This is a genomic window from Caballeronia sp. M23-90, assembly GCF_053574605.1.
This window is the reverse complement of record NZ_JBSIPA010000107.1, coordinates 1-16,277: the sequence shown is the minus strand read 5'-3', so window position 1 is coordinate 16,277 and position 16,277 is coordinate 1. Positions and strand designations below refer to the sequence as shown.

15 protein-coding genes and 1 pseudogene are annotated in these 16,277 nt (G+C 59.8%); 4 read left to right on the top strand and 12 right to left on the bottom strand.

Going from position 1 to position 16,277, the window contains the following annotated elements; all coding sequences use genetic code 11:
- The 10 genes from ACRXB1_RS13445 to ACRXB1_RS13400 form a co-directional block, all read right to left on the bottom strand.
- A partial coding sequence (locus ACRXB1_RS13445; protein ID WP_449492267.1) for a PfkB family carbohydrate kinase occupies nt 1–816 on the bottom strand: 816 nt, incomplete at its 3' end.
- Nucleotides 813–2,252, bottom strand: coding sequence for a purine-cytosine permease family protein (locus tag ACRXB1_RS13440; protein ID WP_062002127.1), 1,440 nt, complete (start codon nt 2,250–2,252; stop codon nt 813–815). The genes ACRXB1_RS13440 and ACRXB1_RS13445, both read right to left, overlap by 4 nt.
- A gap of 52 nt (nt 2,253–2,304) precedes the next feature.
- A complete protein-coding gene (locus ACRXB1_RS13435; protein WP_075358310.1) occupies nt 2,305–3,342 on the bottom strand; it encodes an ADP-ribosylglycohydrolase family protein in 1,038 nt (345 codons plus the stop codon).
- Nucleotides 3,342–4,067, bottom strand: a complete 726-nt coding sequence (locus ACRXB1_RS13430) for a GntR family transcriptional regulator (RefSeq protein ID WP_062002129.1) — start codon at nt 4,065–4,067, stop codon at nt 3,342–3,344. Before ACRXB1_RS13430 ends, ACRXB1_RS13435 begins: the two co-directional genes overlap by 1 nt.
- Nucleotides 4,068–4,139: 72 nt before the next feature.
- Nucleotides 4,140–5,156, bottom strand: coding sequence for a porin (locus tag ACRXB1_RS13425; RefSeq protein WP_062002130.1), 1,017 nt, complete (start codon nt 5,154–5,156; stop codon nt 4,140–4,142).
- Nucleotides 5,157–5,393: 237 nt separating this feature from the next.
- Nucleotides 5,394–6,014 carry a hypothetical protein gene (locus ACRXB1_RS13420; protein WP_449492266.1) on the bottom strand — a complete coding sequence of 207 codons (621 nt, stop codon included), beginning with the start codon at nt 6,012–6,014 and terminating at the stop codon, nt 5,394–5,396.
- Between the two features lie 67 nt (nt 6,015–6,081).
- A complete protein-coding gene (locus tag ACRXB1_RS13415) occupies nt 6,082–6,510 on the bottom strand; it encodes a DUF3597 domain-containing protein (RefSeq protein WP_449492265.1) in 429 nt (142 codons plus the stop codon).
- A gap of 39 nt (nt 6,511–6,549) precedes the next feature.
- On the bottom strand, nt 6,550–7,770 hold the full coding sequence (gene thrS, locus ACRXB1_RS13410) for a threonine--tRNA ligase (protein ID WP_449492264.1): 1,221 nt from the start codon (nt 7,768–7,770) through the stop codon (nt 6,550–6,552).
- 258 nt (nt 7,771–8,028) lie between these two features.
- Nucleotides 8,029–10,161, bottom strand: coding sequence for a phosphocholine-specific phospholipase C (locus ACRXB1_RS13405; protein WP_449492263.1), 2,133 nt, complete (start codon nt 10,159–10,161; stop codon nt 8,029–8,031).
- Nucleotides 10,162–10,240: 79 nt separating this feature from the next.
- Nucleotides 10,241–10,498 carry a hypothetical protein gene (locus ACRXB1_RS13400; protein WP_062002134.1) on the bottom strand — a complete coding sequence of 86 codons (258 nt, stop codon included), beginning with the start codon at nt 10,496–10,498 and terminating at the stop codon, nt 10,241–10,243.
- 227 nt (nt 10,499–10,725) lie between these two features.
- On the opposite strand from ACRXB1_RS13400, the gene ACRXB1_RS13395 reads away from it, so the two are divergent.
- On the top strand, nt 10,726–11,142 hold the full coding sequence (locus ACRXB1_RS13395) for a MarR family winged helix-turn-helix transcriptional regulator (protein WP_075358305.1): 417 nt from the start codon (nt 10,726–10,728) through the stop codon (nt 11,140–11,142).
- 44 nt (nt 11,143–11,186) lie between these two features.
- Nucleotides 11,187–11,576, top strand: coding sequence for a tautomerase family protein (locus ACRXB1_RS13390; RefSeq protein ID WP_449492262.1), 390 nt, complete (start codon nt 11,187–11,189; stop codon nt 11,574–11,576).
- A gap of 366 nt (nt 11,577–11,942) precedes the next feature.
- Here the strand turns inward: ACRXB1_RS13390 and ACRXB1_RS13385 are convergent, their stop codons facing one another.
- The gene (locus tag ACRXB1_RS13385) at nt 11,943–12,743 is read right to left on the bottom strand and encodes an AraC family transcriptional regulator (RefSeq protein ID WP_062002136.1); all 801 of its coding nucleotides are present in this window, start codon (nt 12,741–12,743) and stop codon (nt 11,943–11,945) included.
- A 103-nt stretch (nt 12,744–12,846) separates the two neighbouring features.
- Between ACRXB1_RS13385 and ACRXB1_RS13380 the strand changes: the two genes are divergently transcribed.
- Nucleotides 12,847–14,073, top strand: a complete 1,227-nt coding sequence (locus ACRXB1_RS13380) for a CynX/NimT family MFS transporter (RefSeq protein ID WP_449492261.1) — start codon at nt 12,847–12,849, stop codon at nt 14,071–14,073.
- Between the two features lie 60 nt (nt 14,074–14,133).
- On the opposite strand, the gene ACRXB1_RS13375 is transcribed toward ACRXB1_RS13380, so the two are convergent.
- Nucleotides 14,134–14,883: a glucose 1-dehydrogenase gene (locus ACRXB1_RS13375; RefSeq protein WP_062002137.1), complete on the bottom strand. Its 750-nt coding sequence runs from the start codon at nt 14,881–14,883 to the stop codon at nt 14,134–14,136.
- A gap of 328 nt (nt 14,884–15,211) precedes the next feature.
- Between ACRXB1_RS13375 and ACRXB1_RS13370 the strand changes: the two are divergent.
- Nucleotides 15,212–16,171 (top strand): annotated as a pseudogene (locus ACRXB1_RS13370) (dihydroxyacetone kinase subunit DhaK); the annotation flags it as partial.
- Nucleotides 16,172–16,277 lie beyond the last annotated feature (106 nt).

Below are 16,277 nucleotides of genomic sequence, written 5' to 3'. Positions count from 1 at the left end.
TAGCACGGCCAGGAACACGCCGGCGTGGGCATCGCCGGCACCGTTGCTGTCGACGGCCTTGACTTCGAATCCCGGCACGTACGTGAGGCTTTCGCCAACGCGCAATTCACAGCCGCGCTTGCCATCGCGAACGATTGCGAGCGCACCCGGCGCTAGACGCGAGATGATCGTATCGAAGGCGGTATCGAAGCTATCGGTCTGCGCAAAGCGCAACGCTTCCTCGCGGTTGCTCGTCCATATCGATACAACGCCCAGCATGCGATTGAGCAACGCAGGATCGATAGCGCCGACCAGCGGACCCGGATCGAATGCAACGCGCGTCCCGGCAGGCAACTGCTCCAGCCAGCCGATCAGCACCGCGCCTTTGTCGGCGAGCATCAGGCTGTAACCGCTCACATAGACTATGTCGTGCGCATTCACCGCGAGGCCGTCCAGCACGTCACGCTCGAGCACGCTTTCCGCGCCCATGTGCGAGACGAAGGTGCGCTCGGCGGATGCATCGACGATCGCCACGCAAATGCCCGTGTCCTGATCAGCCACTTCCGGACCCGCAACCTCTACGCCCTCGCGCACGAGCGCTTCGCGGGCGAGCGCACCAAAGCGGCCGCGTCCATGACCGCCCGGATAGACCACGTGCATGCCGTTGCGCCGCGCAGCGGCCATGACGTTGAAACCGCCGCCGACCTCGAAGCTCGCGTCGCGCGCGAGCACATCGCCGCCGGGCGCGGGGAGCGCGTCGATCTGCATGACGAGATCGACGATTACCTGACCCGTATGAATCAACCTGGATAGCTGCTGTGAAACTGTTTGCGTCATGCTGTTTTCCAACGTTTGGCCGAACCGCGTGCGCCGCCCAACAATGCATACACACCGGCTGCCACCACGAACGTCACGATCCATCCAAGGCCGTTACGTCCGAACCACGAACCCGAGAACACGCCGTGATAAGCGCCTGTCGAGAGGAAGCAGAAACCGAGCACGATTGCGAGTGCCCAGGCGCCGAATGCACGCCATTCGATACCGCCTTTGTACCAGTACGCGCTGCGCGGCGAGACATCGAGCAGATCCTTGGGTGAATATTCCTGACGATGAATCAGGTCCACCACAAAGATACCGACCCATGCCGTGATAGGCACCGCGAGCAACGAGATGAAGCCGATGAACGGACCGTAGAAGCTTCCCGCGATCAACATGAAGTAGATCGAGCCGGCGAAGATCACGACGACATCGACCACCACGGCTTGCACGCGCTTCACTTTCAAGCCGAGCGTGAGCGTCGTCAAGCCAGCCGAATACACGGACAAGTAGTTGGAAAGCAGCAAGCCGCCGAATGCTGTGATGAGATACGGAATCGCCATCCACGTGGGCAACATTTCGCGGATCGCGGCGATAGGATCGGTCGCCGATGCGAGATGGTCATTACCCACCGAGAGCAACGCGCCGAGCGTGACGAGCAGGATCAGCGGAATGCCGGCGCCAAATGCCGCCGATGCCACCAGCGCCGGCCCCTTCACTTTCGGCGCCTGATAGCGTGACATGTCGGCGCCGGCATTGGCCCAGCCAATACCCGTTCCCGCTGCAATCGTGCCAATGCCGATGATCACCGCGCTCAATGGCGCAGGCGCTGCATTGAACACCGCATGCCAGTCGATGGCCGTCACCAAAAACCCCGCGACCAGCAGGTTGAGCACGCCAAACACATACGTTGACCACTTCTGGATCACGAGCAGCGTCGCGTGCCCGAGCCCCGACACGATCATCGTCATCACCACGAACACCGCGATAAACACGAGCGTCAGCACGGGCGCGTCCTTCGCTTCTGCAGGCGTGCCGAACACGATGGTCGCAAGCGACAACAATACATAAGCCGCGGTCGTGGTGTTGACGGTTTCCCAGCCGAGCCGCGAAAGCAGTGACACGATGGTCGGCCCGATGTTGCCGCGCACGCCGAATATGGCGCGTGAGAGCGTCAAGCTGGGCGCATGTCCGCGCCGTCCCGCTATCGAAATGACACCGACGATTGCAAACGATCCCGCGGCGCCCACGATCGCGACCAACGCCGCCTGCCAGATCGCGAGATGCTGGAATGCGACGAGCGTGGCACCGAGCGGCAGCCCGAGAATACTGATGTTGGCGGCAAACCAGACCCAGAAAAGCTGCAGCGGATGTCCATGACATTCGCTTTCCGGTACGGGTTCGATACCGCGCGTCTCGACTTTGCGAGCGCTGTTTGACGTGCGTGACGAAGCCATCTGAGTCCGATCTCCAGATTAAAGGGAACTACGTAAAAGGCGGTAAAGCGCGTCAGGCAGTCGCGGCGCGCAGTCCAAGCAAGCGGTCGACAAGCGGTTCCAGATCGAGCGTATTCACACGCCTGACGGTATCGATACAACTCGCCGGCAACGCGTCATAACCCGCACACGCGCCGAGGATTGCGCCGAGCATGGCCGCAATGGTGTCGGTGTCGCCACCGAGGCTCGCCGCCCTGCCCAACGATGATTCGATGCTGTTGCCGCGCCGCTCGGCGTCGAAGGCGAGCGCGAACGTCGCGACCACCGATTCCTGCGATGCCACCGACGTGCCGATCACGTCGTACAGCACATTGACGACTTCATCTTCTGCACTTCGATGCATCAGTTCGCGCGCCTGGCGAATGCGCGGCGCAATGCGTCCGCCCGCAACCCAGAAGCCGCGCGTTTCGGCGGCTTGCGCCATCGCGATGCCGGCTTCAAGCGCTTCGCCCAGAGTCGCGCCATTGAGCCCGGCCGATACCGCCGCCGCCACCGCCGCCGCGCTCGATATGCCAAGCGTGGTGTTATGCGTGACGACGCAAGACTGCACGACTGCATCGATAAACCGTTCCTGCCGGCGCAGATCGAACGCGATGCCGACCGGCGTCACGCGCATGGCCGCGCCGTTCGTGGTGCCAAAACGTCCCGTGCGCAACGGATCTTCACCCGCGGTGATGCGTTCGATAGCCTGTTTCGTCGATGGCCCGAGCAGGTCCAGCGAACCGCGCGCCTTCATCGACGCTTCCCATTCAATCAACGCGTGCGCGAACGCGAGGGGTTCGATCGTGCCGTTGTTATCGGCGAGAAGATGCGCAACGAGAATGGCCTGCTCGGTGTCGTCGGTGATCGAACCCGCCGGCATGTCCGGTGCGATCGGCTGATCGGGAAACGCGCTTTCAAGCTTGTCGATACGGCCGAACTGCTCGACGATCCGTTCGCGGCTGAGCGATTGCGTCGGCATGCCGAACGCGTCGCCCAATGCCAGTCCATAGAACGCGCCCCGGGCGCGATCGGTCAATGTGGGGTGAGTCGAATGCAAAGACGAAGACATCAGAATTCCAGGTGTAGTGCAAAAAAAGCCGGGTCCAGCAAGCTCACGACATACTCGATAATGCGGTCCTCCCGATCACGCGTGAGCCGCCGCGAACGCAGGAACGATGTGCCCGCGCGACGCTTGAGCAGGCGTGCATCGGCAGCTTCCAGGCCAGTGACTTCCGCCCACTGCTCGCCGTGATGCGGCACCATGCCATGCTCGATCAGCGTCCGGTTCAGCGACCCGCCCACGAGACCTTCGAGCGGCAGCGCCGCGAGGTCATCGTTGAAAGGCAGACGGCTGCGTTCCAGCGAAATACATTGCCCTTCGGCGCCCATCACCCGCATCCGGTCGATGGCGACAAACGTGCTGCGCTCAAGCTTCAGTTCCTGCGCGAGCGTCTCGTCTTCAACCAGCGCGATCTGCAGCAAACGCGTTTGCGCGCCGCCTGCTTTTTCTATCGCGGTGGTCCAGCCGAGCGTGCCGTCGATGTTCTGCCCGTTGAACGTCACGAAAGAACCGATACCGCCCTTGCGTGTAATCAATCCGCCATTGGTCAGGAGATCGAGTCCCTTGCGAACCGTGTTGCGACTGACCGCGAACCGCTCGACCAGTTCGTTCTCGCTTTCCAGTTGCTGCCCATAAGGCAGGCGTCCCGTCAAAATCTCCTGCTCGATCGTGGCGGCGACCATATGCGCCTTCGAACGCCCGACCTCCGCCGCTTTTACTGCTCGTTTTGCCATTTGCCACCCCTGTGCTCATCAGGAACCGGACCGTCCGGTCCCTGCAAAAGCACAAGTATGCACATGTTTTCCTTAAAATCGTTGCACGATGCCCAACTGGAAGCCACGCGCGTCGGCGCCGTTGTACGCAAGCGGCAAGCCGGCATTTGCCGAACCCGCCAGCCGGTACGCCGCCTGCCCGCGGTTTTGCAGGAACGACAACGCGCTGTAGATGTTGGTCCGCTTCGACAACGAATACGTATAGAGCGCGGAGATCTGGCTGGCGTTATTGCCCTGCCCGGTTTCATCGTGGAGATAGGTGTAGCCCGCGGCCAATGCACTCGAAGGCGTGAACTGATACAGCGCCGATGCGCCATAGACATTCACGTCAAGGTTGATGTCGCGCCACTTCGAGCCGCTCCATCCGGCGAACAGCGTGGTCTTGCCGATTTGATACGAAAGACCGGCTTCCTCGGTTCTGTCGGTCGCGGTGCCGTCCGCGCTCTTGACCGCCTGCGCCGCGAAAACCGCGCCGACCGGACCATGCGTGTAAGTCACGTCGGCCTGGTAACTGGAGCCTGCGGAGCGCACGCCGCCGGCATCGCCGAAACCCGAATAGAGGCTGAATTGCAGGCCGCCCATCACCGGCGACGTGTACGACACCGTATTGCTCGTGCGCACCGTGAACGTCATCAAGTTGCTGAAGCCGGATGCCTGAGTAGCCGCGCCGAATGCGTCGAGACCGCCTTGATCGTTGAAGATCGGCGAGTTCTGGCGGCCCGCGCGCACCTCACCCCATCCGCCTGAAATGCCCACCCACGCCTGACGGTTGAACATGCTTCCCGGCGATGCGAAGGTGCCATCGTTCGGATTGAAACCATTCTGCAAATCGAAATTGATGTGGTTGCCGCCGCCAATGTCCTCGGTGCCGCGCAAGCCGACGCGGCTCGCCCATTGTCCCGACGAACCGACCGCGCCCGTATAACCGCTGCCCGTGTTCACCACCTGCACGAATTCATCGACGATGCCATACAACGTGACGCTCGATTGCGCCTTCGCCGCCGGGGCGAGACAGATCAGGACCAGTGCGGCCGGAATGCGGATGTTCATGGCGGGCGACGTGAATTGAGACGATGAATAAGCAGGCCGCAAGCTGCGGCGACTTGTTCCTTTCCTACACCTTTAAAAAGTACATGTAGGAACATGTACGGAATTTAAGGCGACATATTCAACTGGTCAAGCGGGAATTAATGAGGGGAAACCCTTGGGGGAATGGAGGGACTGAACGGCAAGGAATGTAGCGGATAACGGGCCGCATCAGAGTGCAAGCCCGTGTGATGCGTGGAATCAGCCGGCGTCGCCGTCGCTGATCAGGGTTTGTGCGCCACGGAGGTGATCGACGAGATAACGCAACAGCGCGGCGATGTCGCCGAACTCGACGAACCCGGGTGTCACACCGTCGTCGAACAGCGGCGAGCCGTTCAGCTTGTCCGTGATCGCCAGACCGTTGAACGATGCAACCGGAATGCGTTCGCCCGACTCGATGCGAAACGTATTGCCGCCGGTGGCGGCATCGCGAAGACGCATCAGGAACTGGACTTCAGGCGTTCTAAGTTCGGAGAAGTCGTGCGCTTCGAAGAAATCGGCGACCGCGAGGATCGCGTTCGTGCCCGCTACCCGCAGCACCACGGACAAGCGTTGCGGGTCCTGATGGAACGCCGCCCACGATTGCGCCACGCCCAGCGCCTCGCCTTCAACACCGGGCGTACCGTCTTCCATGTGCGTCTGCGGCTCGGAACGTGAACGCTTGCGCCTGAGCAAGGTGTTGGCCGCAGCGAGATCGGGCGGCGTCTTGTCCTTGTCGATCCAGCTTCCCACCGTGCTCGCATACAGCACGAGCGCGAGCAACTGCTCCTCGATCAACGCGATGCCCAGCTCGACCGGGTCCATGCCGTTTTTCCTGACCATATTCGTCTCCTGTCTCCTGTTCGTGCATTTGCGCTGCGAATTCATGATGCGATGACATCAAATCTTTTCAGCTTTTCAGATCCGCCGGGATCTGACCGCCGTTGTCTGCAAGCTTCTGCATGACTTGTTTGTGCAACCATATATTCATCGCAGCACTGTCTTCGGTGCTTCCTGGATAGTTGAGTTCGGCGGCGAGTTCCTTGCGGGCATCCAGCGAACTGTCCAGATCGAGCAGCTTCAGCAAATCCACAATCGATGAACGCCAGTTCAATTGCGTGTTGACGCCCCCTTGCCGCTCGATCAGTACGGCTTCGACATCGACCGGCGGCAGCGCGGCAACCGGAGGCTGGACGTTGCTCGCCGCGACGGTCGATCCGCTCGTGGGATCAGCATTCGGCGATGGCGGCGCAGCGGGCGCGGTCGCACCCGCCGACGCTGTATTCGCCGGATGATCTTGCGGAAATATCTTGTTGAGGATGTTGGTAAAAATGCTCATGACGTCTCTCCGGCAGATCTTTGATTGCAAGCTCCTGCATCACATGCGCAACCTTCGTTCCACAGTCGGCACGCGCGCCAATTCACGCAGGCGTTCAACACCGTCGCTCATCAATAGCGTGTTTTGTGTGCCATCCCTGAATCGCAGCGATACCGTCTCAGCTTGCTCATCGCGCTTGCCTACCGTCAGAAAAACCGGGACGCGCTGCTCGCGTGCATCGACGACCTTCCGTTCGAGGCGCTCGGGCCTGTCATCGAACATGACTCGCAGGCCCGCGTCCTCCAGCGCGTTCGTCACCCGCTGACCGTATCCGATGCTGGCATCTGAAACCGTCGCCACCGCGACCTGATCCGGCGCGAGCCACAGCGGCAACCAGCCTTCGTGATGTTCAAGCAGCATCGCAATGAACCGCTCCATGCTGCCGAGCACCGCGTGGTGAATCATCACCGGACGTATGTGTTCATCGTGGTCATTCACGAAGTTCGCATCGAGTCGAACGGGCAGCACGAAATCAAGCTGGATCGTGCCGCATTGCCAGTTGCGGCCACGACTGTCGACAAGATGGAACTCGAGCTTTGGACCGTAGAACGCGCCTTCGCCTGGACGTAGCTCGAAGTCCAGGCCGGCGGCAGCCGCGGCCTTTGCAAGCGATGCTTCCGCGCGATCCCAGACGTCATCCGCGCCCGCGCGCTGCTCGGGCCGCGTTGCGAGCATGACGTTGAACGTGGAGAAGCCGAGATCCGCGTAGACCACACGAAGCAGATCGCAGAACCTTCGTACTTCGGCTTCTATCTGATCCTCGGCGCAGAAGACGTGCGCGTCGTCCTGCGTAAAGGCGCGCGTGCGCTTCAGGCCTTCGAGCGAACCGGACGGTTCGTCGCGATGACATGCGCCGAACTCGCTGTATCGAATCGGCAGATCACGGTAAGAGCGAATACGCTGGTTGAAAATCTGCACATGACAGGGACAGCTCATGGGCTTAAGACAATACGCGCGGTGCTCTTCGGCGTCGCTGAGCGAGTACATGCCCGACTGGAATTTGTCCCAATGCCCGCTGCGCTCCCAGAGCGAACGCGCGAGGAGTTGTGGCGTGCGCACTTCGCGAAACCCCGCGCTACGCATTCGACGCCGCATGTAATCCTCGATCACGCGATACAACGCCCACCCGCGCGGATGCCAGAACACCATGCCGGGCCCTTCGTCCTGTTGATGGAAAAGATCCAGCTTGCTACCCAATTGACGATGATCGATATCGTTCATGACGCACTCCGTTTCGTGGTTGATCCTTGAAACCGGAACGGAGGGGCGAAGAGCCGCACAACGCAAAAGGCCCCGACCGTTTCCGGCGGGGCCTTCTGGAATCGCACATTCAAGCTTTAATACGCGCGACCTTCAGACGACCCGCCTGTGCAGGTGGTCGTGGTGGTCGCGGTCGTAAGGGCGAAGAGATGCGAGTTCATGAGACAAACAATAAATGGCTTAAGGGTTTGCCGTCAACATCAATATTGCATTGCAATCTCAGACGAACGTGGTCACCGGCGCGACCGCCGCCGGATCGCTGAGACTCGTGCGGCCGTTCTCGACGTGCCCGGCAAGACGGCGCACGAACGAAGCGTCGTCGTTACTGGTGATGCTCAGGTCGTACCAGTGATGGCTTGCCGCTAGAATCCACGGCTCTTCGATCGAACCGAGCGGCGGCACGATCACATGTCGCGGTTGCGCGCCGTAGGCGTTATCGATCACCGATAACTTCGCGAAGCCTCCCCCCTTGCTCGAGAACTTCAGGAACACGTTGCCGTTCGCCACGTCGTACTGCGCGACAACTTCCGGATGAGCCGGTTTGTTGAACAAACCGCCGCCCTTCGACTGCGATGCATTGCCCGCGAACTCGCGCACGAAACCGTTGGGTCCGTACACCGTGAATGCATAGACGCCCGCAGTCATGCTGAGATCGAACGTTTCACGCAACGTCTTGCCGGCCTCGACCGTATAGCGCCATGGGCCATCGGTGCGGTTCGCGGAGTACACGTAGAAGTGCGCGCCTTGCGAACCCGTATTGGAGAATTGCAGCGCGAACTGCTTGCGGTCTGCGTCTACCTGACTGTTCACGTGCAACTCATAGGGCAACGCACGGGCGAAACGCGTACCGGGTTCCTGCGGATCGATCACGCCCGGCACAGCCGGAACCGTGGGTGCGGGCTGCGTGGCGCACTGGTTATCGGCGATGGTCTTGTAGTTGCTCGTGTCCGGCAGCGTCGGCATCTGTGCGTCGGGCGTACGGAAGTCGAATGCCGTGGTCAGGTCGCCGCAAACCGCACGACGCCACGGCGTGATGTTCGGCTCCATCACGCCGAAACGCGTTTCGATAAAACGGATCACCGACGTGTGATCGAACACTTGCGAGCACACGAAGCCACCCTTGGTCCACGGCGATACGACCGTCATCGGCACGCGTGGTCCGAGGCCGTACGGAAGACCATCGGCGGTATAGCTGCCGCCACGGCCCGGATTGACGACCGTATGCAGCTCGCCGTCGGTCGTCACCGTCGACAAACCTTGCGAACGCGATGTCGGCGGTTGCGGCGGCACGACGTGATCGAAGAAACCGTCGTTCTCGTCGTACATGATGAACAACACAGTCTTGCTCCAGACTTCCGGATTCGCCGTGAGCGCGTCCAGAATCTGCGACGTGTATTCGGCCCCGTAAGCCGGCGTGTATTTCGGATGCTCGGAGTAAGCGGCCGGCGGGCACAGCCACGACACTTGCGGCAGCTTGTTCGCAAGGACGTCGGCCTTGAGGTCGTCGAGGGTGCGCACGGCATTTGCGCGCTGCTGCAGCGAAGAACCCTGCGGCGCGTTGATGATGTTCGTGAAGTTCTGCAGGATGTTCGTGCCATAGTTGCCGTTGAGCGGATCGGCGCCGGTCAGGCCCTGCTGGTAGATCTGCCACGAGACGCCTGCAGCTTCCAGACGCTCCGGATACGTGGTCCACGAGAGCAACTGGTATTGCGGAGGACCGTCGCCATCGACGAAATCATTGTTGTCGAGCAGCGGACCGCCGAGCGTGCCGGTCGGATCGACCGTACCCGTCATCAGGTACGAGCGGTTCGGATGCGTCGGACCCGGCAGCGAGCAGAAGTAGGCATCGCAGACGGTGAACGCATCGGCGAGCGCATAGTGAAACGGAATGTCGCTGCGCAGGTGATAGCCCATCGTCATGTCGGTCTTGTTCGCGGGCCATTGATCGTAACGGCCGCCGTCGATGGCCGCATGCGTCTTGTACCAGGAATGATCCAGGTCGCCCACGCATTGCGCGCTGGTGGTCTGCGTGTTCAGGTGGAACGGCAGAACGGGCTTCGTTGCGTCTTCCTGCGACGGCTGGAACCATACCGGCTTGCCGTTGGGTAGCGGGATCGGGAAGCGGTCGTTATAGCCGCGAACACCGCGCATATGGCCCATGTAGTGATCGAACGAGCGGTTCTCCTGCATGAACACCACAATGTGTTCGACGTCGTTGATCGATCCCGAACGGTGCGATGCGGGGATCGCCAGCGCCTTGCGGATCGACTCGGGGAATACGGTCAACGCGGCGGCAGCGCCGGCTGATGTGGCAACGGTTTGCAGGAAACGGCGACGGCTGTTCAATGTCATCGTGCTTCACCTTTTAATGTGTTTTGAAGGGACTGCGATACGGCTTCGGTCGTGAAGGAAACGATCGAATGGGGATGGTTCATTGCGTCGTGTCGGGTGGAGAATGCATGACCGGTGCGACCTGTTGCGTGTCTGCTGCAAGACTCGTCTGTGCGGCGGCAATGGCGCTGCTGGCCGCCAGTTCGCCGGAAGGCGCGGCTTGCACCAATGGTTCGATTGCACTCGCCGGCAGCGCCGGATTTGCCGCAGCCTGGGTGGCGCTGAAACTTTCGTGGTCATCCGGACCGCACGCCGCAAGGGCGAGCGTAGTCAACGCGAGTATCGCGATTCGTCTCATGATGTCTCCGCCTGTTCGATGCACTTGAATATCCGCGATGACGCTTCTCCTTTCATCGCGGTCGCCAGTGTGCGGACGCTTCAAGAATATTTTGTGAAACGTTTGCGAAGACTTGGTAAGGCGCTCTTTCTATCAAATAGCTTACGTCTCGATATCTTTAAGCTGACGTCCAATATTTCTCATTCAAACTAGTTGCATAGCGAATCACTTTGATTTATCGTGTGTCCATGTTCGATCACTGCATTTACTTCAACACAACGGCCCTTGCGCGAACCCTCGAGCGTGAATGGACTGCTGCGTACAAACCGTTTGGCCTGACTCCGCCACAGGGATTCATGCTGCGTGCGGTGCTGGCCAAACCAGGGATCGTGCAAAGCGAGCTTGCCGCGGAACTCGCCATATCCCGGTCCACGGCCACCAGGACGCTGGATGGTTTGCAGAAGCTGATGTTGATCGAGCGGAGATTGACGGAGTCGGATGGACGGGAAACGGCTCTTTATCCGACCCATGAAGCAGTGCAGATCAGGGATCAACTGAACGCTGCAAGCGCCGGAGTGACGCGGCGCCTGAAGGCTGAAATGGGCGAGGATTGTTTCGTTACGACAGTTGCGAGCGTGAAAGAAGCACGGTCGAGCATCGACTGATTTTTTTCCTGAATAGTTGTATAGCGAACTAAATGGAGCTGAAAATGCCTATCCTGAACGTGAAAGTAAGCGGTGAAAAGTCGGCCGAAAAAGTATTGGCGATCTCGGACATGTTGCTTGAATTGACGTCTTCCTTGCTGGGGAAGAAACGCGACGTCACGGCGATCACGATCCAGTTCGTGAATCCGGATAGCTGGGTGATCGCGGGCAAGCCGCTGACCGAACATAAGAAAGCAAGCTTCTATATGGACATCAAGGTCACCGACGAGACCAATACCAAAGACGAAAAAGCGCGTTACATAGCGGAGGTGTACGCAGGGTTCGCGCGAATCCTGGGCGATCTACATGAAGAGAGTTATATCTACGTAGAAGATGTGAGAGCGGCGTCCTACGGGTACGGCGGACGCACCCAGGAGTACCGGTATCATCATTGACGTCACGGGCAAACGCCGGCGCGGCGACTTCAAGCGTCGGCGTGTTACACCCCGGACTCATAAAACAGCGCAAACAATTGTCGTGGACATTCACGAGATTGCTGGCCGAGCCGTGCGGCAATCGCGTCGATAACGCCCTCCGCCATGCAAGCCAAGATACTGCCTCGGTCAGCGTCATTCATCACTAAGCGCCGCCTTAATTCGCCAGCACCTCGACAATGCAAACCACCATGGTGAAGGCCCCGATGCAGCCCGCCAACGTAGCCGCTGCTTTAGCAAAAGGTGACATGTGCGCCCCGATCAAATTAGAGTGAGCGCATTCTATATGCATTTGAAATAAATCTGAAAGCAAAAAGAAATGTTCTTCTAAGCACCTTTTCCATCATCCTTGTCGGCGAAGTAACGTGCCGGCGGTTTGCCGAGCGCTTTCTTGAACATCGTGATGAAAGCGCTGACCGATTCATAGCCAAGATCCTCCGCCACGCGCTGTACCAACGCCCCCGCGGAAAGCCGCTGCAGCGCAATGATGATGTGCAGTTGCTGGCGCCATCGGCCAAAGCTCATGCCCGTTTCGCGCAGAACAAGGCGTGTGAGCGTGCGTTCGCTCATTGCGACCCGCGTGCCCCACTCGGCCGCCGTGCTCCGGTCGGCGGGATCGACCGTGAGCGCATTGGCAATATGGCGCAGCTTCGGATCTTCCGAAATCGGCAAATGGAGCTGCTCGGTTTTCATCTCCGTGAGTTCGTCCAGCAGGACGCTGACGAGCCGGCCAGTCGGGCCATCGATGTCATAGATCTGCGGAAGCGCGGCAAGCCGCTGGATCAACTCAATCAACAACGGCGAAAGCGAAAGCGTGCAACATGTATCCGGCAACGCGGCCGCGAGCGGATCGACGTACAGGAAACAAAGACGGCCGTTAGCCGTCACGCGGTTACTGTGCAACATGCCGCCCGGCACCCACACGCCGCATTGCGGCGGCACCATCCAGAGACCATCGGACACTTCGCACGTCACGCCGCCGCGCAACGCAACAACCAGTTGGCCCTTGCTGTGCCGGTGCATCGGCAACTCGCTCTCGTTCTCCACCACATCTACGCGCACGGCGTTCGCGGGCTGATGCATGGTGTCCGGATCAAAACTCGTCAGAGTGGCGCGAAGGATCGACATAGCGTCTTTGACCGCTTTTAGAACTATTTTGTCATTATCTCCAGATTCGTATCCGCGTCCAATGTTTAGTCTTAAGGCTTGTTAATGTCGGATCGAAATCATCGTGAAATCTCAATCTGGTGCTGCGCCAATCGTGGTGCGGCCGGCGTTGTTGATAGTCGGAATCCTGTTGATCGCCGCGAATTTGCGTGCGCCTTTTACCGGCGTTGCGCCGCTGCTCGGTTTGATTCGTGCGAATGCCGACCTGACGACGACCGAAGCGGGCATGCTGATCACCCTGCCCTTGCTCGCGTTTGCGATTGTTTCGCCGTTTGCAGCGCGCGTCGCCCGTGAATACGGTCTCGAACGTTCGTTGTTCGCGGCGCTGGTTTTGATTGGCGCGGGCATCGCCGTGCGCTCGACGGGAACCGTATGGTGTCTTTATCTCGGCACGGCGATCATCGGCGGCGGGATTGCACTGGGGAATGTATTGCTGCCGAGTTTGCTCAAGCGCGATTTCCCCGATAAAACCGCCACCCTCACCTCCGCTTACGCACTGACGATGGGCGTTGGCGCTGCCATCGCCTCGGTCATCGCCGTTCCGCTTGCACAGCTCTTCGACTCGGACTGGCGGCTGGTTATCGGCGCGTTTATCGTGCTGCCGATTGTCACTGCTTTGATATGGCTGCCGCAACTTCGCAACCGGACATCGCCTTCAAGAGACACAGCCACACCTCCTCACGGCGGCGAAGTGTGGCGTTCCGCGCTCGCGTGGCAAGTGACGTTGTTCCTTGGACTGAATTCGTTTGTCTACTACGTCGCGGTAAGCTGGCTGCCCGCAATACTTCACGATGCCGGTTTTTCCTCCGATAAAGCCGGCTCCCTCCACGGGGTCCTGCAACTCGCAACAGCGGTTCCGGGCCTGCTGCTTTTGCCTGTCGTGCGGAAGTTGAAAGATCAGCGTGTGGCTGCGTTCATTGCGTCGATCATCAGCGCGATTGGTTTGCTCGGGCTGCTCTTGGCGCCGTCCATGGCGATGCTCTGGATCATTTTCTTTGGCATCGGTGCCGGTGCCGCGATCATTCTTGGCCTTGCGTTTGTGAGCTTGCGAGCGAGCAATTCGCATCAGGCGGCAGCGTTATCGGGAATGAGTCAATGCGTTGGATATCTGCTTGCGGCCGCAGGTCCGCCGCTGGTCGGCCAATTGCACGACGCATCAGGAAACTGGAACGTGGCCCTGGCGATTTGCGCCGCGCTGTGCCTGGTCATGGCATTGCTTGGACTTTTTGCTGGACGCGCCGTGCATATCGTCACCGCGCCAATCCGGCGTGCAACCGCCAAAGCAATCTAAGCGCAAACGCAAAAAGCGGCATCGCTGAATGAGCCGATGCCGCCAACCTGCCGCTTACGATCAGACCGAAACCATACCGCCGTCGACGGTGAGTTCAATGCCCGTGATATAGCTGCTATCGTCGGATGCAAGGAACAAAGCCGGCTTGGCGATTTCTTCCGACAGACCAATGCGGCCTAGCGGTACTTGCGATGTGATGCCTGACTTGAAGCCTTCGATCTGTTCTTCGGTCAGACCCGTCTTGCCGAAGATCGGTGTATCGATAGGACCCGGGCTGATCGCATTCACGCGGATCTTGCGTGCCTTCAGATCGGTCGTCAACGTACGCGCCAACGAGCGGACTGCCGCTTTACTGGCGGAATAAACGCTGAACGCTTCCATGCCCGTGTTCGCGGCAATCGATGCATTCAGGATGATCGAGCCACCATCCGGCACCAACGGGAGCAGCTTCTGCACCGTGAAGTACGTACCCTTCACGTTGATGCCGAAGGTCTCGTCGAACTGCTCTTCCGTTACCTGATCGATCGGTGCGAGCGAACCTACACCTGCGTTTGCAAAGATGATATCCACGCGGCCGTATTTCGCCTTGATGTGGTCGTGCAGCTTGTCCAGATCCGATAGCTTGGCGACATCGCCCAGGACGCCCTCTCCGTTTGAACCGATACTTTCCACCGCTTCATCCAGCTCTTTCTGCCGGCGTCCCGTGATGATGACCTTCGCGCCTTCTTTAGCGAAGAGACGTGCGGTTGCCAGGCCCATGCCGCTGTTTCCGCCTGTAACTACGGCGATCTTTCCAGATAGTTTCGTCATGTCAGTCCTGCAGGTAAGTTCGTTTGTTGACTGGACGTTGCTCGTGGTGAAGCGCGTTCAGTCGCTAAGGATTAGCTGTTCCCGTAGTGTCGCGGGGTTGGATTGACTATATGCGCGGTGCATCGTGGGAAATAGTAGATGGCGACGAATACACTCTACGGTTGGAACGAATAATCAAAATGCTATCGATATGACGCACACGACTAAGCGCGCAAGCCCATGATTCTTTGCCCCGAAGCAAAGGGTCAGTGCGTCCGCTGCCTTATCATGTAATGCAACGGTAACGTGCTCACGCCGCGAGTCCGCGGCTTTCAAGGAAAGAGTCGGAATGAAAAAGCTCATCAACGATGTCTCCGCCGTCGTGCCCGACATGCTCGACGGACTCGCTGCGTTCAATCCTGGGCTGTCGTTGCTGCAGGGCAGCACGATCATCGTGCGAGCCGATGCAGAGGCCGCTGCCGCGCTCGGCGAGGTCGCGCTGATCTCGGGCGGAGGCTCCGGCCACGAACCCGCTCACGGCGGTTACGTGGGTCCGGGCATGCTTAGCGCTGCGGTGGCCGGAGAAGTCTTCACATCGCCTTCCACCGATGCCGTGCTAGACGCCATTCGCGCCGTCGCAGGTCCGGCAGGCGTGCTGCTTATCGTGAAGAACTACACCGGCGATCGCTTCAACTTTGGACTCGCCGCCGAGATTGCGCGTGCTGAAGGAATCGCGGTCGAGATGGTGATCGTCGCCGATGACGTCGCGTTGTCCGCAAGCGGCGAACATGCCGGGCGGCGCGGCTTGGCGGGCACCGTATTCGTTCACAAGATAGCGGGCGCGGCAGCAGCCGAAGGATTGCCGTTGAGCGAAGTGATGCAGATCGCGCGGGACGCGGCAGCATCGATTGGAACGATGGGCGTGGCCCTCACTCCGTGCACCGTGCCCGCTGCGGGCAAGCCCGGCTTCACACTCGCCGACGATGAAATCGAATGGGGCCTCGGCATTCACGGCGAACCCGGCGTCGAGCGCGGCGCGCTTGTATCCGCCGACGCCATCGTCGAACGCCTGCTTGCGAAGATCGCCGACGACCTCAAGCTCAAGGCCGATGATCGCGTTGCGTTGCTTGTGAACAATCTAGGCGCAACGCCATCGAGCGAGTTGAGCATTGTCGCCGGATCAGCGCTTCGGGCCCTTGCTGCAAGACATATCATCGTGGAACGCGCGTGGTCCGGCACGTTCCTTAGCGCGCTGGAAATGGCGGGTGTATCGCTTACGTTGATGCGAGTCGATGACCAACGGCTCGCTCGATGGCGTTGCGCCTAGATTGTTCACAAGCAACGCAACGCGATCATCGGCCTTGAGCTTGAGGTCGTCGGCGATCTTCGCAAGCAGGCGTTCGACGATGGCGTCA